This window comes from Bradyrhizobium sp. JR3.5 (assembly GCF_054057015.1).
The window spans coordinates 4,022,501-4,042,928 of the sequence record NZ_JBSRYV010000002.1 but is presented as its reverse complement, the minus strand read 5'-3'; the positions used below and the strand labels follow the sequence as shown (position 1 = coordinate 4,042,928).

The following is a 20,428-nucleotide window of genomic DNA, read 5'->3' as shown; positions in this document are numbered from 1 at the left end:
AGAGCGGCTTTGCCCACCCTATGAGACTGCCGTCGCAGGGCCGCACTGCCAAAATATCGAAAACAACCCCATGCAAAGGTGCCGGCGGCTGCCGGCGTTCGACACGGCAACTTGACTCGTCGGGCAAATCAGCGGCATTCTTCCATTATTCCGAAATCGTGCAAGCCATCCTTCGAGACGCCCGCCGTTGGCGGGCTCCTCGAGATGACGGGGTGATTGCTCAGCTTGCTCAGTGGTCATCACCCGCGCATGCGGGTGATCCAGTATTCCAGAGACCGCAGTGTTTGAGCCGAGAGGCTGCGGCGTACTGGATCGACCGGTCAAGCTGGGCGATGACAGCAGTGGACGAGGACATAGCCTCACATCCTCTCAGGATGAGATCTCGTTTCGCGGCCTTTCGCTGCGCTTCACCCGGGCTGCGAAGTTAATTCAACAAAAACCCGCCATCGACCGTTACCACCGTGCCGGTCATGTAGCGCGAGGCGTTGGAGGCGAGCAGCATGATCGCGCCGTCCAGATCGGATTCGGCGCCGACGCGGCGGCTGCGGAATCCGTTTTGCCAGCCGCTCGCCCGCCGGCGTCGGCCAGAAATCATGGTTCATCTCGGTGTCGATGTATCCCGGTGCCAGCGCGTTGACGCGGATGTTGCTGCCGGCGAGTTCCAGCGCCATTGCCCTGGTGCCCTGGATCATGCCGGCCTTGGAGATCGCATAGGGTGATACCGCCTTGAGCACGCCCTGCCCGAGCACGGACGCGACATTGATGATGTTGCCCGGCTGCTTGCGCAGGATCATGCGCCGCGAAAGCTCGGTTGCGAGGAAGTAGGCGCCCTTCAGATTGGCGTTGATCACGGCGTCCCAATCGGCCTCGGTCTGCTCGGTCGCAAGCTTCTCGATCGCGATGCCGGCATTGTTGATCAACACCGAGACCGGACCGAGTGCTGCTTCCGCGGCGTCGAGCGCCTTCGCAATGCCGGAAACATCCGCAACGTCCATCTGCACCGCGGCTGCGCGGCCACCTTTGGCCTTGATCTCCTCCGCGAGGCTTTTCAGCTTCGCGGTCTGGCGCGCCGCCAGCACCACCGCAGCACCATGCGCCGCCAGCACGCGGGCGAATTGCCGCCCAAGCCCCTGCGAGGCGCCGGTGATGAGGATGATTTCTTTACTGACATCGAATAGGTCGGACATCGGCAGGTTTCCCGGATTGAAGCGGACGAGTGATAGCGACAATTGTCCCTGATGTAAGCAGGTTTGATCAACCAGGGGACCGCAGGAGATTGGGGCAGGAATCCTTATCCATGAACCTCTTCGACATCGTCGTGACGCTCGGGTTGTTGTTTGCGGTCGTCACCGGCTTCACGACCGGCCTGCTGCGCAGCGCGGTTACCATCCTGGCCTATCTCGTCGCGATGCCGCTCGCGGTTGCCGCGCTGACGATGATCGGGCCCCACATCGCGACGCTGCCGTCGTCACCGCCCAACGGGGTGCTGCTGTTCGGTCTCTTCCTTCTGATCGGCGTCTTCCTCGGAAAGATGGCGCGGACGATGCTGGACGATACCATCGGCTCGGAGATCGGGATCGGCGACCGGCTCGGCGGCGCGTTGCTCGGCGCGATCAGGGTCGGCCTCGTCGTGACCACGCTGGTGCTGGTGTTCGATCAACTGGTGCCGCCGGCGAGGCAGCCGCAATTCCTCAACGGATCACAATTGCGGCCGCTGTTCTCTGCGGCCGGACAGGCCGGATTCCGGGCGCTGCCGCCCGAAGCCACCATGGCGATCGAGCGGCTGCGGCGCGAGCAGCGCATCTAAAGCGTGATGAGATTAGGTTCAGCTGGAACGGCGTCGGAGGTTACCTCTCCCTTGGGAGAGGTCGATTTGCGCAGCAAATCGGGTGAGGGGTTACGATCTATCGAGAGAACGAGAGCCCTCACCCGGATTGCTTCGCAATCCGACCTCTCCCCGGCGGGGAGAGGTGAACCGAGACCGCGCCAAGCCGATTCAACCAAAACTCATCCTGCTTTGCCCGAGCGCATTCCCCCGCCTGTTCCGACCCGGCATGCACTTATGCATTGCACGTCCCTTACCGGCGCCGCCGGGCTTGGCTAGACTGACGCCATCGAAGCTTTACAAACCAACCCGACATCACAGGGAGTGAACTCGTGGATCTTGGAATCAAAGGCCGCCGCGCCATCGTCTGCGCATCGAGCAAGGGACTGGGCCGCGCCTGCGCGATCGCGCTCGCCAATGAGGGGGTGCACGTCACGCTGACGGCGCGCGGCGCCGAGGCGCTGAAGCAGACCGCCGACGAGATCCGTAAAGGCCATCCCGACATCACGGTCACCGAAATCGTCGGCGACATCACGACGGTGGCCGGACGCGAAGCCGTGCTCAAGGCCTGCCCCGATCCGGACATCCTGATCAACAATGCCGGCGGCCCGCCGCCCGGCGATTTCCGCAACTGGACCCGCGACGACTGGATCAAGGCGATCGATGCCAACATGCTGACGCCGATCGAGCTGATCAAGGCGACCGTCGACGGCATGATGGCGCGCAAGTTCGGCCGCATCGTCAACATCACCTCGGCGGCGGTGAAGGCGCCGATCGAGATTCTCGGTCTGTCGAACGGCGCCCGCGCCGGCCTCACCGGCTTCGTCGCAGGCCTGTCGCGCAAGACCGTGATCAACAATGTCACCATCAACGGCCTGCTGCCGGGCCCGTTCGAGACCGACCGTCTGCGCGGCACTGCGAAGCCCGAGGCCGAGAAGCGCGGTATCTCGACCGAGCAGGTCCTGGCCGAGCGCGCCAAGCTGAACCCCGCCGGCCGCTTCGGCCATCCCGACGAGTTCGGCCACGCCTGCGCCTTCCTGTGCGGCGCCAAGGCCGGCTTCATCACCGGACAGAACCTGCTGCTCGACGGCGGCGCCTTCCCGGGTACGCTCTAGCTAGTGCCGCCGATTTGAAGCTCCTGCACTATATGCGGCGAGGCCGATTGGGAGCTTCAAATCGGTCAAGCGGCACTAGAGATTCACGAGTCTTCTAGCGCCCTCTTGCTTTCCGAAGTTCGCGCAAGAGGTCGCTGGACGAGTTCACGAACTTCGGAAAGGGGCGCTAGATGAAGGCGGTCTGGTACGAACGAACAGGCGCGGCGCCGACGGTACTCACCGTCGGCGAGATGCCGACGCCTGACGCCGGCCCTGGCGAAGTCAGGGTTCGTCTCGAGGCCTCCGGCGTCAATCCGGCCGATGTCGGCCGCCGCAGCGGCAATTATCGCGCGATGGAATTTCCGCGCGTGATCCCGAACAGCGACGGCGCGGGGATCATCGACCAGATCGGTGAAGGCGTGACGCGTTTTGCCGTCGGCGACCGCGTCTGGCTGTTCAACGGCCAGCGCAACGGACGCGCCTTCGGCACCGCGGCCGAGTACATTACGCTCGCGGACTACCTGGTGACGCCGCTGCCGCAGGACGTGTCGTTCGCGGCCGGCGCGACGCTCGGCATCCCCTGCATGACCGCGTGGTGCGCGCTGTTTGCCGACGGTCCGATCTCCGGGCAAACGGTGCTCGTCACCGGCGGCGCCGGCGCCGTCGGCCACTATGCAGTGCAACTCGCCAAGTGGGGCGGCGCGCGTGTGATTGCGACCGTGAGCTCACAAGTGAAGGACGTGGAAGCGCGGCTTGCCGGCGCCGATACGGTCGTCAACTACCGGACCGAGGACGTCGTCTCCAAGGTAATGGCCTTCACCGAGAACCGCGGCGTCGACCGCGTGATCGACGTCGATTTCGGCGGCAACCTCGCGACCACGCTGAAGATCATGGCGCCGAACTCGACGATCGCGGTCTACGCCACCAACGGCAACCGCACGCCGACACTGCCGGTGCGCGAATTGATGGAAAAGTGCATCACGTTGCGCTCGCTGGTGCTGTTCGCACTGCCGCCGCCGCTGCTCGCGGCCGCGCAGGCCGACATCACGAACTGGCTGGCGTCGGGCACCCGTGTGCACAACATCGCCGGCCAATTTGCGCTGGCGGAGACCGCCGAGGCCCACCTCGCCGTCGAGAAGGGCGACAAGATCGGGACCGTGATCGTCGATTGCGCGCGGTAACTCGCGTTGCTCTACTTCCCCCTCTCCCCGTTCTTACGAGGAGAGGGTTGGGGTGAGGGGCTGTCACCGCGAAGAAGGTGACGGCAGGGACTGCGGAAGCTCCTCCTCACCCGGATCGCATCTGTCGATGCGATCCGACCTCTCCCCGCAAGCGGGGCGAGGTAAGAACAACACACTTCTGCTTCCTACTGGATCGGGGTGATGCGCTCGTCGCTCGGCGGTATGCCGAACTCGTCGAGCCCTTCGGCAAGGAGATCGCCGAGCATCGGTTCACCCAAGAGATAGCTCGCGGTGCGGCCGTTGCGCCCGCGCGCAGCCTCGCGGCGGAGATCGGCCCATTCCTCGATCGTGCCGTCGCCGCGGCCGAGCCGCATCAGCGCGACGAGGTCGACCTGCTCGTCCTCGCTCAGCGCATCGATGAAGCCCGTGATCTCGCGCGCCACCGGATCGTTACCGTCGTCCTCCAGCACGTCGATCATCTCGTCGTCGGCCCCGTTCGAGCCGGAGTCCGGATCGACGATCCCCTCCTTGACGTCGAATTCCCGCGCCTTCTCGATCAAGAAACCAACTTTTTCAGGGGAGATTGTGAGTTCCGGCATTTGCGCACTCCTTCGTCCGACGAAGCGGTAACGCGGGAGGCGCCGACTTGATCCATTGCGCCGGCGCGCGGAAACCCGCATGGTCCGGCCATAAAAGAAACGGAGGGCACGCCGCATGCACTGGACGATCGGCAAGGTCAAAATCACAAAAGTCGTCGAGCTCGAGACCGTCGGCAGCACGCGCTTCATCTTGCCGCTGGCCGGCCGGGAAGAGATCCAGAGCCTGCCCTGGCTGATCCCGCATTTCGCCAATGAGGATGGCCGGCTGAAAATGTCGATCCATTCGCTGCTGGTCGAGACGCCGGAGCACCGCATCATCGTCGACACCGGTCTCGGCAACGACAAGCAGGGCCGCAACGTGCCGACCTGGAACAACCGCAACGATCCGTTCCTGGAGAAGCTGACCGCGGCCGGATTTGCACCTGACAGCATCGACACCGTGCTGTGCACGCATCTGCATGTCGACCATGTCGGCTGGAACACGAAACTCTCCGGCGGCAAATGGGTGCCGACCTTCGCCAATGCGCGTTACGTATTCGGCAAGACTGAATTCGAGCACTGGCGCGACCACAGCGACGATGCCGCGCATGCGGCCGTGTTCGCCGACTCGGTGAAGCCGATCGCGGATGCCGGCAAGGCCGAGCTGGTGCCGAGCGATCATCGCCTCACCGAGGAGATCACGCTGATCTCGACACCGGGACACAGCCCCGGCCATATGAGCATCCACATCAAGTCCGGCGGGGCGGAAGGACTGCTGACCGGCGACGTCGCCCATCATCCTTGCCAGATGTATCACCTCGACTGGTCGTCGACCGCGGACTCCGACCAGAAGCAATCGGCCGCGACGCGGCGCGAATTGTTCTCGCGCTTTGCCGACACGCCGACGCTGGTGATCGGCGGGCATTTCAATGCCGGCCACATCAAGCGCGACGGCGACGCGTTCAGGTTCGTCGCGCTGGGGTGATCGGACCGAACAGACCTTGAATTAAGGCTTGGCTGCAATGCAGCGCGCTCATGGCGGTTGAATTTCCCGGCGCGCTGTTCCATGAAGCGTGTCGAGGTATACGAGTAACAATCCTCAAGACATCGTAGGGAGTGATCAACATGAAGCTTGTTCGTTATGGCGAAAAGGGAGCGGAAAAGCCCGGCCTGATCGATAAATCCGGCCAGCTCCGCGACCTCTCGGCCCATCTGAAGGACCTGACCGGCGAAGCCTACACGCCGGAATCGCTGAAGAAGCTTTCCGCGCTCGATCCCGCCTCCCTGCCCGCCGTCTCCGGCAAGCCGCGCTTCGGCGCCCCTGTCACCGGCATCTCCAAATTCGTCGCAATCGGCCTCAACTATTCCGACCACGCCAAGGAAACCGGCGCTCAGATCCCGACCGAACCGATCATCTTCATGAAGGCGAATACCTCGCTGTCCGGCCCGAACGATGCCGTCGAGAAGCCGCGCGGCTCGACCAAGCTGGACTGGGAAGTCGAGATCGCCGCGATCATCGGCACCCGCGCCAAATACGTCTCGGAAGCCGACGCGCTCAACCACGTCGCCGGCTATTGCGTCTGCAACGACGTCTCCGAGCGCAACTTCCAGACCGAGCGCCTCGGACAGTGGACCAAGGGAAAGTCGCACGACACCTTCGGTCCGGTCGGCCCCTGGCTCGCCACCAAGGACGAAATCGCCGACGTGCAGAACCTGTCGATGTGGCTCGACGTCAACGGTCAGCGCCGCCAGACCGGCTCGACCAAGACCATGATCTTCACGATGGCGAAATGCATCTCCTACGTCTCGCAGTTCATGACGCTGCTGCCCGGCGATATCATCACGACGGGCACCCCGCCCGGCCGTCGGCCTGGGCATGAAGCCGCCGACCTTCCTCAATGTCGGCGACATCGTGACGCTCGGCATCGAAGGCCTCGGCGAGCAGCGCCAGGAAATCGTCGCGGCGTAATTGCCGGCCCGTCATCCTGAGGAGCCGCGAAGCGGCGTCTCGAAGGATGAGCCCAGCACACCGTCATCCCAGCGGATGGGTGACGAGATAGTATTGATCGTTGCCCATCCTTCGAGACGCGCGCCGATGGCGCGCTCCTCAGGATGACGGCGGTGTACTCGGAAAGAGGTCATCACCATGAAACTCACCTTCTCCCCCGCCTCCCCGTTCGCACGCAAGGTGCGCATCGCGGCGATCGAGCTTGGCCTGATCGACAAGATCGAGCTGGTGCCGGCCAGCGTCGCGCCGGGCACGGCCAACGACGAATACTCCAGGATCTCGCCGCTGAAGAAGCTGCCGGTGCTGATCCTCGATCATGGCGACGTCATTTTGGATTCCTACGTCATCGTCGAATATCTCAACGAGATCGGCGGCGGCCGGCTGATCCCCGGCTACGGTCCGCGGCGCTGGCAGCTGAAGACCGATCATTCGCTGCTCAACGGCATGCTCGATTCCATGCTGCTGTGCCGCTACGAGAAGATGGTGCGGCCGCAGGGCTCGCTATGGCAGGCCTGGTATGACGATCACTGGAACAGGGCCTGGGCCGGCATGGCGCGGTTCGAGAACCGGCCGGACGTCTTGAACGGCGCGTCATTCGACATCGCGCAGATCGGCCTCGTCTGCGTGCTCGGTTACGCCGATTTCCGCTTTGCCGACTGCGGCTGGCGCAAGGCCTATCCCAAGCTCGACGCCTTCTACCAGAGAATGCTGGAGCGGCCGTCGGTGAAGATCTCGGCGCCGCCGCCGGCGTAGCAACGCTACGCGTAGGGAGAACGACGATGCGCGAAGTCTCCCCCCGCCTCTAACGTCCCGGCGCGAGCGTTGCGCTCGCGTCGACCGTCTTTGGCGCAGCTCTGCGAGCCGACCACATGAAAGCTGGACAACAGAGCCAGCCTTGCGGATCGCCGGCCATGCGCGACGACAGCCGGACGATTGCCCGCCTCCCTCGTCCCGATCTCGACCTTGTGATGATGACGACGGCAGCCCGGTACGGCCAACCGAAGGAAGGCCTTGCGGCAAGGGACATCCTCGCCAACATCATCATTCCCGCCGTGCGCGACGCGCACTAACATTTTTTTTCGCGTTCTCTTCCCGCGAACCGGACTCCACTTCGCTCGAAACGCCAACGCCAAGGAATCACCATGAGCCTGAAATTTGCCGCCGGCGATCTCACCATTCATCGCATTGTCGAGGAGGAAGGCCTGTTCCTGCCCGCGCACGACATGCTGCCCGGATTGACACCGGAGCTGCTCGCGGAGAACCGCGCCTGGATGAAGGCGGCCGGCGCACTCGATGACAGCGACACGCTGATCCTGGCGTTCCAGTCCTACATCGTGAAGACGCCGCACCACACCATCCTGATCGACAGCTGCATCGGCAACGACAAGCCGCGGCCGGGACGGCCGAGCTGGAACATGAAGACCGACGACAACTATCTGCGTGGCCTCGCGGCGGCCGGCTTTTCGGTCGGCGACATCGACTATGTGATGTGCACGCATCTGCATGTCGACCATGTCGGCTGGAACACGCGGCTCGAGAACGGCCGCTGGGTGCCGACCTTCCCGAACGCGCGCTACGTATTCGACAAGAGCGAGTTCGACTACTGGACCGAGACCAACGCCAAGGCAGAGGTCCCGCCCTTCGTCGACAGCGTGCTGCCGGTGGTCGAAGCCAAGCGGGCCGACCTCGTCGGCAATGATTTTGCGATCGGCGATCATATGCGCGTGCTGCCGACGCCCGGCCACACGCCGGGTCATGTCGCCTTCACCTTCGGCCGCGGCAAGGATGATGCGGTGTTTGCCGGCGATTTGATGCACTCGCCGATCCAGACGCTCTATCCGGAGTTGTCGCCGAAGTTCGACGTCGACCCGGCACTGGCCGCGAAGACGCGGCGCAGCTTCCTCGAGCGCTATTGCGACACCGATACGCTGTGCTGCCCCGCGCACTTCCCCTCGCCGACGGTCGGCAAGATCAGGCGGAAAGGCAACGGGTTTGTGTGTGAGACGGTGAAGTAGGCGAACTGACTTCGCGGCAACCTTGCGACCACCCTCCCCTGGAGGGGGAGGATCGGCTCACAGCGAACGAAGTGAGATGTGAGCCGGGGTGGGGTGATCTCTCAACACGGACAGCACCCGATACGAGAGACCGTCACCCCACCCCGCCGCTCATTTCATTCGCGTCGACCCTCCCCCTCCAGGGGAGGGTGACTTTCGCTCAATCGAACAAGCTCGGCGTGTGGTTCACCACCGCACCTTCGATCTGCAGCATCTTCAGCTTGGTCACCACGCCGCCATTGGCCGAGAAGCCGCCCGGCTTGTTGCCGGCCGCCAGCACGCGGTGGCAGGGCACCACGATCGGGCACGGGTTGCGGCCCAATGCCTGGCCGACGTCGCGCGACAGCTCGACGCCGCCGAGCTGCTTGGCGATATCGCCATAGGTCACGGTCTTGCCCGGCGGAATCTTCCGCGCGATGTCGTAGACGCCGCGGTTGAACTCGGGCACGCCGTCGAGATCGAGCACGATGTCGGCGAGGTCGTTCGGCTTGCCGGCGAGCAGCTCGATCATGCCGTCGATCGCGTGCTGCACCTCGGCCGGCGGTGCCGCCTCGGTGACGTCGCCGTTGCGCTGGAAGATGCGCTTGCGGGTCTTCTCCTCGGTGCCCATCGGCAGCTGCACACCGGTGACGCCGTGCTCGCCCCAGACGACGCCGCAGGCGCCGATCATGGTTTCGAAGATTGCAAAATGCTGGCCGGTCATGGCTCGCTCCAGATGTTCCTTCATATCGTTTGGGCTCACACATTCGAGCCTGTTGCTGATCTGAAATCTAGGCTTGGAGAATGTTGCTATCCACCCGAATTCCGTGGGAACTTGGGCTAAATCAACAACATCTCCTCCCCTGCGAGCCTCCAAAATGCACAGCCTCCACGTCAACGGTTTCGACATGCCTTATCTCGATATCGGAGAGGGCCCGCCGCTGGTCTGCGTGCACGGCTCGCTGTGCGATTTCCGGATCTGGTCGGCGGTGCTCGGCCCGCTGACGCGGCGGCATCGGGTGATCGCGGTCAGCCTGCGGCATTTCTTCCCGGCGCATTGGGACGGCGTTGGCGACACCTATTCGATCGCGCAGCATGTCGACGACGTCATCGCCTTCATCGAGACATTCGACACCAAGCCGGTCGACCTGATGGGGCATTCCCGCGGCGGCCATATCTGCTTCCGCGTCGCGCAGCGCCGGCCGGACCTGCTGCGCAAGCTGATCCTGGCCGAGCCCGGCGGCGAGCTCGACGCAACCCTCGATCCGAATTTCAAGCCGGGCCCCTCGCCGCTGGCGGCGCGCTTCGCGGCGTGTGCCGCGGAAATCGCCAAGGGCGACATCGACGGCGGCTTGCAGATCTTCATGGACGCGCTCGAAGGCCCCGGCGCCTGGAAGCGGATTCCGGCGACCTCCAAGCAGCTGTTGCGCGACAACGCGACCACACTGCTCGGCCAGACTCGCGACCAGCGCCCGCCGTTCTCGAAGGCCGACGCGGAGGCGATCAGGACGCCGACGCTGTTCATCGGCGGCGCCAACACCAAGGGCATTCTGCCGAAGGTGCTGCACGCGCTTGCCGCCAATGTGAAGGGCGCGCGCACTGAGATGATCCCGGGCACCACGCACCCGATGTTCGAGCAGGCCCCGCAGCGCTATTGCGAGATCGTCCTGGAGTTCTTGACGAGCTGAGGCGGCGGCACACCTCTTCACCTCGCCCGCTTGCGGGGAGAGGTCGGATCGCATCGGCAGATGCGATCCGGGTGAGGGGGTACAGGTCCGTCCACGCACACCACTCGCGGAGAGAGCCCCTCACCCCAACCCTCTCAGAGCGAGCTTCGCTCGTCTCGACCCCGTAAGAACGGGGAGAGGGAGAACAGACCTTTACACCTTCCACGCGCCGACCGGCTGCCGCACGGCGACGTTGAGCCGGTTCCAGACATTGATCGCGGCGATCCCCAGCACCAGAGACGCGAGCTGCTGCTCGTTGAAATGCTTCGCCGCCTCGTCCCACACCGCGTCCGTCACCGGATCCTCGCGGTCGCTGAGGCGGGTCACCGCTTCGGTCAGCGCCAGCGCGGCGCGCTCGGCTTCGGTGAAATACGGCGTGTCGCGCCAGGCGCCGACCGCGAACAGCCGCTCGTCGGTCTCGCCGGCACGCCTGGCAAGCTTCGGGTGCATATCGACACAGACGCTGCAGCCATTGATCTGGCTGGCGCGCAGATGGACCAGCTCGAGCAGTTTTTCCGGCAAGGCCTGTTTGGTGCTCTCGCTGAGCGCCTGCAGCGCCTTCATGGCATCGGGAACAACCATCACCGGGTGGTTCATGCGGGCTTTCATCATCTCACTCTCCTGATTTGCCTTTTGACGCCGCCATGCCGATCTGCTGTCACATCGGCCTGGTTTCGTTCGTCATGGCCATGACGGAGCGGACAAAGGAAATGTGACCGATGGACGAGAAAAATTCTCTCACCGAACAGTTCGAGGCCAACCGGCCGCGCCTGCGCGCGGTGGCCTACCGCATGCTGGGCTCGACCGCCGAGGTCGACGACGCCGTGCAGGAGGCCTGGCTGCGGCTCGGCCGCACCGACACTGCTGCCGTCGACAATCTCGCGGGATGGCTGACCACGGTGATCGCGCGGATCTGCCTCGACATGCTGCGCTCGCGCAAATCGCGCCGCGAGGAGCCGATGGGGCCGCACGTGCCGGAGCCGATCGCGGACAATCCGTCCGAGCGCGAGACCGAGATGGCCGACTCCGTCGGCGCGGCGCTGCTCGTGGTACTGGAGACGCTGGCGCCGGCCGAGCGGCTGGCTTTCGTGCTGCACGACATGTTCGCGGTGCCGTTCGAGGAGATCGCGCCGATCGTCGGACGCACGCCGGCCGCCGCGCGGCAACTGGCGAGCCGCGCCAGACGCCGCGTGCAGGGCGCGCCGCCCGCGCCGGATGCCGATCTCAGCCGGCAGCGCGGCATTGTCGAAGCCTTCCTCGCGGCATCCCGCAACGGCGATTTCGAGGGGCTGCTTGCCGTGCTGGCGCCCGACGTCGTGGTGCGCGCCGATCAGGCGGCGCAGCGGCTCGGCTCGCTGCCGGTCATCCGTGGCGCCGCGGCGGTCGCCGAAAGCTTCAAGGGACGCGCGCAGGCGGCGAAAACGGCGCTGGTCGACGGCGAGATTGGCGTTGCCGTCATCTTCGGCGGCGCGCTGCGCATCGTGCTGCGGGTCACGATTTCAGGCGACAGGATTGCGGCAATCGATGCCACCGCCGAGCCCGCGCAGATCGAGACACTCGATGTCGAGGTGCTCGATCAGGCCTGACGCGGCTGGAGACAGATGGTTTGCGATGTTAGTGTCCTCCCTGCGCTGTACAGGGAGGATACTCATGAAACTATCCATCAAATTGCTCGCGTCGGCCGGCCTGTTCTCGCTCGCCTTCGTCTCCTCCTCCGCCTTTGCCGCCGCGGATGAAAAGCTGCGCGCGGCCGCCGAGCAGGCCCAGCCGGCCGTGATCGAAAGCCTGCACGACATGGTGTTGATCGAATCGGGCTCCAGCGACGTCGAGGGCCTGAAGAAGATGGCCGACTACACCGAAGCGCGGCTGAAGGCGCTCGGCGCCAAGACCGAGCGGCGCAAGACCACGAAGGGCGCCGGCGCCGACATGGTGATCGGCACCTTCGAAGGTACCGGCAGCAAGAAGCTGATGCTGATCGCACATATGGATACGGTCTATGAGCACGGCATCCTCGACACCCAGCCCTACAAGGTCGACGGCAACAGGATCTACGGGCCCGGCATTGCCGACGACAAGGGCGGCATCGCCGTCATCCTGCATTCGCTCAAGATCCTGAACGATGCGGGCTGGCGCGACTACGCCAAGCTCACGGTGTCGTTCAATCCGGATGAAGAGGTCGGCTCGATCGGCTCGGGCGAGGTCATCGCCGAGCTCGCCGACCAGCACGATGTGGTGCTGTCCTGCGAGCCGACGGTCGCGCCGCCGATGGCCAAGAACGAAAGCCTGCTGCTCGGCGCCAGCGGCACCGCGACCGGCACGATGGATGTGAAGGGCAAGGCCTCGCATGCCGGCGCCGCACCGCAGCTCGGCCGCAACGCGCTGCTCGAGCTCGCGCATCAATTGCTGCAGACCCAGGACGTCGCGAAATCCATCCCAGGCACGCAGCTGAACTGGACCACTGCGAAGGCCGGCACCGTGCGCAACCAGATCCCGGATCACGCCAGCGCCGGCGCCGACATTCGCCTCACCATTCCGGACGGCGTACAAAAGCTGCAGGCGGCGCTCGACGAAAAGGTGAAGGACAAGCTGATCCCTGACACTGAGGTAACCGTGAAAGTCACCGCGGGCCGCCCGCCCTTCGTCGCGAACGATCGTGGCCGCGCGCTCGCCAAGCAGGGACAGGCGATCTATGCCGAGCTCGACCGCACGCTGGATATCGCGGAGATGACCGGCGGCGCGACCGATGCCGGCTACGCCGCGCGCAGCGGCAAGGCCACCGTGGTCGAAAGCTTCGGCCTCGCCGGCTGGGGCTATCACGCCCGCGACGAATACATCGACACCAACTCGATCGTGCCGCGGCTCTATCTGATGACGCGGATCCTGATGGAGCTGGGCAAGGCGAAGTAGCGGGGGCGGCATCCGATAGCCGCCATGCTTAGCCGGCGAAAGTGTCCACGATGTCTCCGAACACCCGTCCACCATCTCCCCGGGCTGAACAGTCGGGGAAGCACAGGGAGGGGTGCCGCTTGTCGCTGCGTGGCCAAGGCGCGACTGCAGCCGCAACGGACGCCGCAGTTTGCTTCGCCTGTAAATATTCATGATTTCAATCACTTAGCACTTCCGCAACTCCCGCCTTGACCGCTCCTGCAACTCGCAGTAGCTTCCATTTTCGAACACGGAATTCTGTATTCTAATTTGGACTGTTGGCATGATCCCGTTGGACCCGCTTCCGAACCTGATCGACCAGGTCTACGGGCGATTGCTCGAAGCGATCATCGACCGCACGCTGCTGCCCGGCCAGCGCATCACCCAGAACGAACTTGCCGATCGGCTCGGCGTCTCGCGCCAGCCGATCTCGCACGCGCTGCACCTGTTGCATCGCCAGGGCCTTGTCGCGGAGAGCGGCAAGCGCGGCTTCGAGGTGACGCAGCTCGATCCGCAGCGCATCCGCGAGCTCTATGAAGTGCGCGGCGCCATCGATGCGCTGGCGGCGCGGCTTGCCGCGACGCGCGTCAAAGAAGATGCCGCAGCACGCGCGCAACTCGAGAGCGCGCTGGAAGCCGGGCGCGCGATCGACGACAACGCGCCGCTGGCGCGCCTGATCGCGCTCGACGTCGACTTCCACAGCGCGATCTATCGGCTGGCCGGCAATACCGCGATCGAGGAAATGATCGCGCCGCAATGGCCGCATATGCGCCGCTCGATGGCGACCGTGCTCGCCGAGCTCGATTACCGCGGCAGCGCCTGGACCGAGCACGAGACCATTGCTGCGCACATTTTCTCCGGTAACGCCGCCGCCGCTGACGCCGCCGCGTTGGCCCATGCGCGGACGGCGGGGCAGATGACCGAAGAGAAGCTGAGGGCGATCGACGTGGCGGCGTGAGCAGGACCGTCACGGCGCCAAGAACGAAACCCAATAATCAAAGGAGGAAAGCACCATGAAACTGACGCCGGAGCAGATCGAATTTTTCCATCGCGAAGGCTGGCTGTTCCTGCCCGAGCTGTTCAGCCAGGAAGAGGTCGATTTCCTCGCACGCGAGGCGGTCTCGATCTATGACGCCAACCGCCCCGAGGTGTGGCGCGAGAAGAGCGGCGCCGCCGCGCACGGCCTTCGCCGCGCATCTCTACAACGAGGCGTTCGGCCTCCTCGGCGCGCATCCGCGCATGATCGACCCCATCGAGCAGCTGTTCGGTGAGAAGGTCTACATGCATCAGTTCAAGATCAACGCGAAGGCGGCCTTCACCGGCGACGTCTGGCAGTGGCACCAGGATTACGGCACCTGGAAGCGTGACGACGGCATGCCGGAGCCGCGCGCGATGAACATCGCGATCTTCCTCGACGAGGTGATGCCGATCAACGGCCCGCTGATGCTGGTGCCGCAGAGCCAGAGCGCCGGGGACCTGAAGGCGTCGCACGATCTCGAGACCACGTCCTACCCGCTGTGGACGCTGGACGAAGAGACCGTGACGCGCCTCGTCAAGCAGGGCGGTATCGTTGCCCCGACCGGCAAGCCCGGCGGCATGCTGATGTTCCACGGCAATCTGGTGCACGGCTCGAGCGGCAACATCACACCCTACCCGCGCAAGATCGTCTATTTGACGCTGAACGCGGTCTCGAACTACATCCGCACCCCGACGCGGCCCGACTACATCGCGCACCGCGACTTCACGCCGATCCAGACGGTTGCCGACGACGCCCTGCTGCGGCTCGCCCGTGCGCCGCGGCAGGCGGCGGAGTAGACTGACGCCTACCCCCAAACGTCGTCATGCCCGGGCTTGTCCCGGGCATCCACGTCTTAACATGCTCGCGGCACCGAAGACGTGGATGGCCGGGACAAGCCCGGCCATGACGGAAATCCAGGGAGCTGCGCTACACCTCGGACACCCATCATGAACCTGCATCACCTCCTCAAAACCCGCGCCGCCGCCGGCAAGCCGGTCCGCGTCGTCCTGATCGGCGCCGGAAAATTCGGCTCGATGTTCCTGTCGCAGGTGCCGCACACGCCGGGGCTCGAGGTGCCGGTGATCGTCGATCTCGACCGCGACCGTGCGCGCGAGGCCTGCCGCACGGTCGGCTGGGACGACGCGCGGATCGGCGCGACGACCTTTACCGACGACGGCGCGCGCGCGATCGCGGGCGGCGCGTTCGACGTGGTAGTGGAAGCCACCGGCAATCCCGCGGTCGGCATCCGCCATGCCCGTGCGGCGATATCAGCCGGCAAGCATGTCGTGATGGTCAATGTCGAGGCCGATGTGCTGGCCGGCCCGCTGCTCGCCGAAGAGGCGCGCAAGGCCGGCGTGGTCTATTCGCTCGCCTATGGCGACCAGCCGGCGCTGACCGCGGAGATGGTCGACTGGGCCCGCGCGACGGGCTTTCGCGTCGTAGCCGCCGGCAAGGGCACGAAATACCTGCCCGCCTATCACGACGTGACGCCGGAAGGCGTGTGGCAGCATTACGGGCTCACCGCCGGCGAGGCGCAATCGGCCGGCATGAATCCGCAGATGTTCAACTCCTTCCTCGACGGCACCAAATCCGCGATCGAGATGGCCGCGATCGCCAACGCCTGCACGCTCGACGTGCCGTCGGAGGGCCTGCTGTTTCCGCCCTGCGGCGTCGACGACCTGCCGCATGTGATGCGGCCGCGCGACAAGGGCGGCGTGCTGGAGAAATCCGGCATCGTCGAGGTGGTGTCGTCGCTGGAGCGCGACGGCCGTCCGGTGTTTCGCGATCTGCGCTGGGGTGTCTATGTGGTGCTGGAGGCGCCGAACGACTATGCCGCCGACTGCTTCAAGCAATACGGCCTCAAGACCGATGCGTCGGGCCGCTATGCGGCAATGTACAAGCCGTATCATCTGATCGGGCTCGAGCTGAATATTTCCGTGCTGTCGGCGGCGCTGCGCAACGAGCCGACCGGGCAGCCGCGCGGCTTCCGCGGCGACGTCGCAGCGGTGGCGAAGCGCAATCTGCGTGCCGGCGAGATGCTCGACGGCGAAGGCGGCTACACGGTATGGGGCAAGCTGATGCCCGCCTCCGCCAGCCTCGCCGCCGGCGCATTGCCGATCGGGCTCGCGCATCGCGTCAAGCTGAAGAACGACATCGCCCATGGCGCTGTCGTGTGCTGGAGCGACGTCGAGGTCGACGAGAGCAACGACACGATCAAGACGCGCAAGGCGATGGAGAAGGCGTTCTCGCGCTAGCGTCGTTGCCGTTAGCTCAAACGCAGAGTTTTTTCACCTCTCCCCGCTCTTTTTGCGGGGAGAGGTCGGATCGCATCGCAGATGCGATCCGGGTGAGGGGCGAAGCACGCTGCTCAACAAGCAGCGAAGTGCTCGCCGGATGGATGCCCCTCACCCCGCCCTCTCCCCGCAAGCGCGGGGCGAGGGAGACGAGAGAGCGGTGCCCGATCGGCTCACGGCAGCAGCCGGCGCGCTTTCGCCAGCTTGAACCATTTGCGGAACATCGCTTCGGTATCCATCATCTCGGTGAAGCCGGCCTGGTTGATCTTCACGGTCGAAACGATCGAGGGCGGACCGGATTCAGTGTGCCCGTAGCGCATGCTGTAATCGGCATATTGAAACGACAGGCCGACGAACTCTTTCCAAGCCCGGCGCGATCAGGTCGTGCTTCCTGCGCAGCTCGTCCCACAGCGGGATCCATTTCGGATACTCCTGCGCCAGCGCCAGCGGCACATGCCGGCCCGGCGCCATCTCGAGCGCATCCGATACCGCGGGCCAGATATTTTCCCAGGTGAAGACGTCGCCGTTGGTGACGTTGAAGGCTTCATTGCGTGCGGCCTCCGCATCGCCCGACCAGGCGATCGCGCGCGCCAAGAGATCGACGTCGACCGCCTGCGCGACGCGCGGCGCACCGCCGGGATAGTCGAGCGGCCTGCCCTGCGCGCGCAACACTGCCGCATAGACGCCGAGTGGCGGGATCAAATCCATCGCACCGCCCATGGCTTCGCCGATGATCAGCACCGGACGCAGGATGCTCCAGTGCCAGCTCTTGCCGCGTTGCAGCTCACGCAGGAAATTCTCCTGCGCCCAATAGAAATTCGGCTGCTCGTACATTTCCGAACGGCCCTCGCGCGCCGGCACCGTGAGCGGCCGGACATGCACGCCATAGGCCTTGGTACCCTGCAAGAGCGCGACATGTTTGAGATCAGGCGCGACGGGTTCGAGCGCGCCCATCAGGTTGCGCAGCATCCGGTCATTGGTTTCGATCTGCCCGGCATCGCGCCAGCCATCGACCAGGCTCGGCGCTTCATAGAGCGCGGCATAGATCAGGTGCGTTGCGCCAGCGAACTCGGCCGCGGCGCGGCGGCAATCCTCGGCGCTGGTGAGGTCGATTCGCACATGCTGCGCGCCGTAGAGATCGCGCGGCTTGCGGCGCGAGAGCGCAATGCGCTCGTAATCGCCGGATGCGCCGAAGTGTCGCAAGGCGGCGTTGCCCACGAGGCCCGTCGCGCCGGCGACCACGACTTTCTTGTTGGCCATGTCCTTGAACTCCCATCAACTCACCTGCCCTGCGTAGCAGATCACGGCAAGACCGACAGGTATCAGATGAGACCAACAGCGCCGATTTCCCTTCGCAACTGCCAACGAAGGCGGACGCTTGATTTCCTGCGGCAAACGATCATCCTGACCAGTGGAACCGAAAGCTCGGCTTTCCACACCCAAGAGCCCGTCGAGGGCCACCGGACACATTCATCACAGCAACGTCGATCGATCGGCGAAGAAAGACGGCATCAAGATCGTTCCCCTTGTCGAGACATCGGCACACAGGAGGGATACGCATGAAGCGTCGTGATTTCTTGAGGGCAGGCGGCGTCGGACTGGCTGCGACGGCGGTGGCTGCGCCCGCGGTCGCGCAATCGATGCCGGAGGTCAGGTGGCGGCTCGCGGCAAGCTGGCCGAAGGCGCTCGATACGCTCTATGGCGGCTGTGAATTCTTCTGCAAGCGCGTCGCCGAAATCACCGACAACCGTTTCCAGATCCAGTCCTTCGCCGCCGGCGAGATCGTGCCAGGCCTGCAGGTGCTGGACGCCGTCTCCAACGGCACGGTCGAGATGGGCAACACCGCGCTGTATTATTACTGGGGCAAAAATCCCGCCTTCACCTTCGGCACCTCGCTGCCATTCGGCCTCAACACGCGCCAGCACATCTCCTGGCTGCAATGGGGCGGCGGCAGCGAACTGATCAACAACCTGCTTGCGGAATACAACTGCGTCGGCATTCCGACCGGCTCGACCGGCGCCCAGATGGGCGGCTGGTTCCGGAAGGAGATCAAGTCGATGGCGGATCTGCAGGGGCTGAAATTCCGCGTCGGCGGCTTCGCCGGCACCATCATCGCCAAGGTCGGCGGCGTGCCGCAGCAGATCGCCGGCGGCGATATCTATCCGGCGCTGGAGAAAGGCACCATCGACGCCGCCGAATGGGTCGGGCCCTATGACGATGAGAAGCTCGGCTTCGTCAAGGTCGCGAAATTCTACTACTACCCCGGCTGGTGGGAAGGCACCGGACAGGGCCACAATGTGATGAACAAGGACAAATGGAACACGCTGCCGAAGCATTATCAGGCCGCGATCCAGGCCGCGTCCGAAGACACCTTCACCTGGGTGACCGGCAAATATGATGCGGTGAATCCGCCGGCGCTGAAACGCCTGATCGTGGCCGGCGCGCAGCTGCGGCCGTTCCCGCAGGAAGTGCTGGAAGCCTGCTACAACGCGGCCAACGAGATCTATGCCGATCTCGCCAAGAGCAATCCGCATTTCGGCAAGATGTATGCGAGCCTCGCCGCCTACCGCAACGAATCGCTGGCCTGGATGCAGGTCGCCGAACTGTCGTTCGACAGCTTCATGATGCGGATGCGCACGCGGACATAACTCCACCACTTCTCCCCGCCTGCGGGGAGAAGTCGGATTACATCGGAGATGCAATCCGGATGAGGGGGAGTCTCCGCAGATGACCTCTCACCGGCTTCGGAGCAGCCGCCCCTCACCCCAACCCTCTCCCCGCAACAGCGGGGAGAGGGAGAAAAGAAAAAAGCCCCGGAGAAATTCTCCGGGGCTTTGTTCTTGATTCGGCTCTGATTCGACTTGCGCTCAGTTGTCGTCGCTGCCACCGAATTCTTCCATCAGCTTGTCGTAGCTTTTGGTGACGAGATCGATATTGCCCTTGTTCTCGACCGCGGGCGGCGGCGACTTCAGGGCTTCGTTGAGATCGGCAAGCGCGTCCTTCTTGTCCTTGGCCGACATTTTCTTGTCGGCCTGGACCTGGGCGATCTGCGCCTTCACCACGGCCTCGGGACCGACATACTTCTTGGTCTGCGGATCGAAGCCGCCGAGTACCAGCGAGATGTTGTCGACGACGCTGTTGTACTCGTCATAGCTGGCGAAGCCGTTCTTCTTGGCGATGCCCTCGAGCTGGGCAACGATCTTCGGATCCGGCTTGGCGTCCTGGGACAGTTTTGCGGTGATCGGGTCCATTTCCTTGGCCGCGGCGATCGCGCCGTCGATCTGCTTGTCGGTCAGCGCGATCTGCTTGATCGGGGGGGCCTGGTCCTGTGCCGGAGCTGCGGCCTGCGCGGCAGGCGCGGGCTGCTTTGCCGCCGGCGCCATCTGCTGCTGCTTGGCCTGCGCGAATGCGCCGCTGTTCGACGCCGCGGTCACGGCGATCGCGAGACATGCGACGCTCAACGCAGCAGTTACGGGACGGACGATCTCACGCATGGAAGTCTCCTCATTGGGGCGGGGTTGCCGAGCTTCTTGGGTGCAAGAGGTACAGAAATCGAAATGAATGGCCTATGAACTTTGGTCGTAGAGCATGATGAGCAATCGTGGCCGAATGATCACAAAGTGTTCAAGGACTGTTGATCGCGGCGATCCTACTCGAGCGCGATTGAACACGAATCGTGCGCGGATGCTGCGGCCGAATCCCGACGGCCGAGGCGTGCAAGCCTATCCGACGGAAACATTGTCCG

The 20,428-nt window shown here is 64.5% G+C and carries 19 protein-coding genes and 3 pseudogenes; 15 read left to right on the top strand and 7 right to left on the bottom strand.

Annotated elements, in window-relative coordinates; translation table 11 throughout:
* Positions 1-424: 424 nt before the first annotated feature.
* Positions 425-1,187: pseudogene (locus ACVWW1_RS36165) on the bottom strand (SDR family NAD(P)-dependent oxidoreductase).
* Between the two features lie 110 nt (positions 1,188-1,297).
* Here ACVWW1_RS36165 and ACVWW1_RS36160 point away from each other — a divergent pair.
* The 3 genes from ACVWW1_RS36160 (at position 1,298) to ACVWW1_RS36150 (ending at position 4,100) form a co-directional block, all read left to right on the top strand.
* Positions 1,298-1,807, top strand: a complete 510-nt coding sequence (locus ACVWW1_RS36160; protein WP_456659180.1) for a CvpA family protein — start codon at positions 1,298-1,300, stop codon at positions 1,805-1,807.
* Between the two features lie 350 nt (positions 1,808-2,157).
* Entirely contained in the window at positions 2,158-2,940 is a 783-nt protein-coding gene (locus ACVWW1_RS36155) for an SDR family oxidoreductase (RefSeq protein WP_456659179.1), read from the top strand.
* Between the two features lie 170 nt (positions 2,941-3,110).
* On the top strand, positions 3,111-4,100 hold the full coding sequence (locus ACVWW1_RS36150; RefSeq protein WP_456659178.1) for an NADPH:quinone reductase: 990 nt from the start codon (positions 3,111-3,113) through the stop codon (positions 4,098-4,100).
* A gap of 185 nt (positions 4,101-4,285) precedes the next feature.
* Here ACVWW1_RS36150 and ACVWW1_RS36145 read toward each other — a convergent pair whose 3' ends face one another.
* Complete coding sequence (locus ACVWW1_RS36145; RefSeq protein WP_176533747.1) at positions 4,286-4,699, bottom strand: DUF3775 domain-containing protein; 414 nt, start codon at positions 4,697-4,699, stop codon at positions 4,286-4,288.
* 115 nt (positions 4,700-4,814) lie between these two features.
* Between ACVWW1_RS36145 and ACVWW1_RS36140 the strand changes: the two genes are divergently transcribed.
* The 5 genes and pseudogenes from ACVWW1_RS36140 to ACVWW1_RS36120 all read left to right on the top strand — a co-directional run bounded on the left by ACVWW1_RS36140 (position 4,815) and on the right by ACVWW1_RS36120 (position 8,701).
* Positions 4,815-5,663 (top strand): MBL fold metallo-hydrolase, encoded by an 849-nt coding sequence (locus ACVWW1_RS36140; RefSeq protein ID WP_456659177.1) that lies wholly within the window; start codon positions 4,815-4,817, stop codon positions 5,661-5,663.
* Positions 5,664-5,803: 140 nt separating this feature from the next.
* Positions 5,804-6,647: pseudogene (locus tag ACVWW1_RS36135) on the top strand (fumarylacetoacetate hydrolase family protein).
* Between the two features lie 177 nt (positions 6,648-6,824).
* Positions 6,825-7,439, top strand: a complete 615-nt coding sequence (locus tag ACVWW1_RS36130) for a glutathione S-transferase family protein (RefSeq protein ID WP_456659176.1) — start codon at positions 6,825-6,827, stop codon at positions 7,437-7,439.
* A gap of 158 nt (positions 7,440-7,597) precedes the next feature.
* Positions 7,598-7,756: a hypothetical protein gene (locus ACVWW1_RS36125; protein WP_456659175.1), complete on the top strand. Its 159-nt coding sequence runs from the start codon at positions 7,598-7,600 to the stop codon at positions 7,754-7,756.
* A gap of 72 nt (positions 7,757-7,828) precedes the next feature.
* Positions 7,829-8,701: an MBL fold metallo-hydrolase gene (locus tag ACVWW1_RS36120; RefSeq protein ID WP_456659174.1), complete on the top strand. Its 873-nt coding sequence runs from the start codon at positions 7,829-7,831 to the stop codon at positions 8,699-8,701.
* Between the two features lie 199 nt (positions 8,702-8,900).
* Here the strand turns inward: ACVWW1_RS36120 and ACVWW1_RS36115 are convergent, their stop codons facing one another.
* Complete coding sequence (locus tag ACVWW1_RS36115; protein ID WP_166299336.1) at positions 8,901-9,443, bottom strand: methylated-DNA--[protein]-cysteine S-methyltransferase; 543 nt, start codon at positions 9,441-9,443, stop codon at positions 8,901-8,903.
* A gap of 154 nt (positions 9,444-9,597) precedes the next feature.
* Between ACVWW1_RS36115 and ACVWW1_RS36110 the strand changes: the two genes are divergently transcribed.
* Positions 9,598-10,407, top strand: a complete 810-nt coding sequence (locus tag ACVWW1_RS36110) for an alpha/beta fold hydrolase (protein WP_456659173.1) — start codon at positions 9,598-9,600, stop codon at positions 10,405-10,407.
* A gap of 192 nt (positions 10,408-10,599) precedes the next feature.
* Here the strand turns inward: ACVWW1_RS36110 and ACVWW1_RS36105 are convergent, their stop codons facing one another.
* Complete coding sequence (locus tag ACVWW1_RS36105; protein ID WP_456660763.1) at positions 10,600-11,055, bottom strand: carboxymuconolactone decarboxylase family protein; 456 nt, start codon at positions 11,053-11,055, stop codon at positions 10,600-10,602.
* A gap of 110 nt (positions 11,056-11,165) precedes the next feature.
* Between ACVWW1_RS36105 and ACVWW1_RS36100 the strand changes: the two genes are divergently transcribed.
* The 5 genes and pseudogenes from ACVWW1_RS36100 to ACVWW1_RS36080 all read left to right on the top strand — a co-directional run bounded on the left by ACVWW1_RS36100 (position 11,166) and on the right by ACVWW1_RS36080 (position 16,644).
* A complete protein-coding gene (locus tag ACVWW1_RS36100; protein WP_456659172.1) occupies positions 11,166-12,032 on the top strand; it encodes a sigma-70 family RNA polymerase sigma factor in 867 nt (288 codons plus the stop codon).
* Positions 12,033-12,096: 64 nt separating this feature from the next.
* Complete coding sequence (locus ACVWW1_RS36095; protein WP_456659171.1) at positions 12,097-13,353, top strand: M20/M25/M40 family metallo-hydrolase; 1,257 nt, start codon at positions 12,097-12,099, stop codon at positions 13,351-13,353.
* Positions 13,354-13,654: 301 nt separating this feature from the next.
* Positions 13,655-14,329 (top strand): GntR family transcriptional regulator, encoded by a 675-nt coding sequence (locus ACVWW1_RS36090; RefSeq protein WP_456659170.1) that lies wholly within the window; start codon positions 13,655-13,657, stop codon positions 14,327-14,329.
* 55 nt (positions 14,330-14,384) lie between these two features.
* Positions 14,385-15,186, top strand: a pseudogene (locus tag ACVWW1_RS36085) (phytanoyl-CoA dioxygenase family protein).
* A 150-nt stretch (positions 15,187-15,336) separates the two neighbouring features.
* Positions 15,337-16,644 carry an NAD(P)H-dependent oxidoreductase gene (locus ACVWW1_RS36080; RefSeq protein ID WP_456659169.1) on the top strand — a complete coding sequence of 436 codons (1,308 nt, stop codon included), beginning with the start codon at positions 15,337-15,339 and terminating at the stop codon, positions 16,642-16,644.
* A gap of 212 nt (positions 16,645-16,856) precedes the next feature.
* Here the strand turns inward: ACVWW1_RS36080 and ACVWW1_RS36075 are convergent, their stop codons facing one another.
* Together ACVWW1_RS36075 and ACVWW1_RS36070 are read right to left on the bottom strand one after the other, a co-directional pair.
* The gene (locus ACVWW1_RS36075) at positions 16,857-17,003 is read right to left on the bottom strand and encodes a hypothetical protein (protein WP_456659168.1); all 147 of its coding nucleotides are present in this window, start codon (positions 17,001-17,003) and stop codon (positions 16,857-16,859) included.
* Positions 16,984-17,943 carry an NAD-dependent epimerase/dehydratase family protein gene (locus tag ACVWW1_RS36070; RefSeq protein WP_456659167.1) on the bottom strand — a complete coding sequence of 320 codons (960 nt, stop codon included), beginning with the start codon at positions 17,941-17,943 and terminating at the stop codon, positions 16,984-16,986. Before ACVWW1_RS36070 ends, ACVWW1_RS36075 begins: the two co-directional genes overlap by 20 nt.
* Positions 17,944-18,242: 299 nt before the next feature.
* Here ACVWW1_RS36070 and ACVWW1_RS36065 point away from each other — a divergent pair, with 299 nt between their 5' ends.
* Complete coding sequence (locus ACVWW1_RS36065) at positions 18,243-19,331, top strand: TRAP transporter substrate-binding protein (protein WP_456659166.1); 1,089 nt, start codon at positions 18,243-18,245, stop codon at positions 19,329-19,331.
* 219 nt (positions 19,332-19,550) lie between these two features.
* Here the strand turns inward: ACVWW1_RS36065 and ACVWW1_RS36060 are convergent, their stop codons facing one another.
* Positions 19,551-20,177, bottom strand: a complete 627-nt coding sequence (locus tag ACVWW1_RS36060; protein WP_456659165.1) for a hypothetical protein — start codon at positions 20,175-20,177, stop codon at positions 19,551-19,553.
* Positions 20,178-20,428 lie beyond the last annotated feature (251 nt).

Excerpts from the sequence above, each read along its gene's own strand:
- ACVWW1_RS36160 (WP_456659180.1), top strand. The coding sequence starts at position 1,298 with ATGAACCTCTTCGACATCGTCGTGACGCTCGGGTTGTTGTTTGCGGTC.
- ACVWW1_RS36150 (WP_456659178.1), top strand. The coding sequence starts at position 3,111 with ATGAAGGCGGTCTGGTACGAACGAACAGGCGCGGCGCCGACGGTACTC.
- ACVWW1_RS36145 (WP_176533747.1), bottom strand. The coding sequence starts at position 4,699 with ATGCCGGAACTCACAATCTCCCCTGAAAAAGTTGGTTTCTTGATCGAG.
- ACVWW1_RS36140 (WP_456659177.1), top strand. The coding sequence starts at position 4,815 with ATGCACTGGACGATCGGCAAGGTCAAAATCACAAAAGTCGTCGAGCTC.
- ACVWW1_RS36130 (WP_456659176.1), top strand. The coding sequence starts at position 6,825 with ATGAAACTCACCTTCTCCCCCGCCTCCCCGTTCGCACGCAAGGTGCGC.
- ACVWW1_RS36125 (WP_456659175.1), top strand. The coding sequence starts at position 7,598 with ATGCGCGACGACAGCCGGACGATTGCCCGCCTCCCTCGTCCCGATCTC.
- ACVWW1_RS36120 (WP_456659174.1), top strand. The coding sequence starts at position 7,829 with ATGAGCCTGAAATTTGCCGCCGGCGATCTCACCATTCATCGCATTGTC.
- ACVWW1_RS36115 (WP_166299336.1), bottom strand. The coding sequence starts at position 9,443 with ATGACCGGCCAGCATTTTGCAATCTTCGAAACCATGATCGGCGCCTGC.
- ACVWW1_RS36110 (WP_456659173.1), top strand. The coding sequence starts at position 9,598 with ATGCACAGCCTCCACGTCAACGGTTTCGACATGCCTTATCTCGATATC.
- ACVWW1_RS36105 (WP_456660763.1), bottom strand. The coding sequence starts at position 11,055 with ATGAAAGCCCGCATGAACCACCCGGTGATGGTTGTTCCCGATGCCATG.
- ACVWW1_RS36100 (WP_456659172.1), top strand. The coding sequence starts at position 11,166 with ATGGACGAGAAAAATTCTCTCACCGAACAGTTCGAGGCCAACCGGCCG.
- ACVWW1_RS36095 (WP_456659171.1), top strand. The coding sequence starts at position 12,097 with ATGAAACTATCCATCAAATTGCTCGCGTCGGCCGGCCTGTTCTCGCTC.
- ACVWW1_RS36090 (WP_456659170.1), top strand. The coding sequence starts at position 13,655 with ATGATCCCGTTGGACCCGCTTCCGAACCTGATCGACCAGGTCTACGGG.
- ACVWW1_RS36080 (WP_456659169.1), top strand. The coding sequence starts at position 15,337 with ATGAACCTGCATCACCTCCTCAAAACCCGCGCCGCCGCCGGCAAGCCG.
- ACVWW1_RS36075 (WP_456659168.1), bottom strand. The coding sequence starts at position 17,003 with ATGCGCTACGGGCACACTGAATCCGGTCCGCCCTCGATCGTTTCGACC.
- ACVWW1_RS36070 (WP_456659167.1), bottom strand. The coding sequence starts at position 17,943 with ATGGCCAACAAGAAAGTCGTGGTCGCCGGCGCGACGGGCCTCGTGGGC.
- ACVWW1_RS36065 (WP_456659166.1), top strand. The coding sequence starts at position 18,243 with ATGAAGCGTCGTGATTTCTTGAGGGCAGGCGGCGTCGGACTGGCTGCG.
- ACVWW1_RS36060 (WP_456659165.1), bottom strand. The coding sequence starts at position 20,177 with ATGCGTGAGATCGTCCGTCCCGTAACTGCTGCGTTGAGCGTCGCATGT.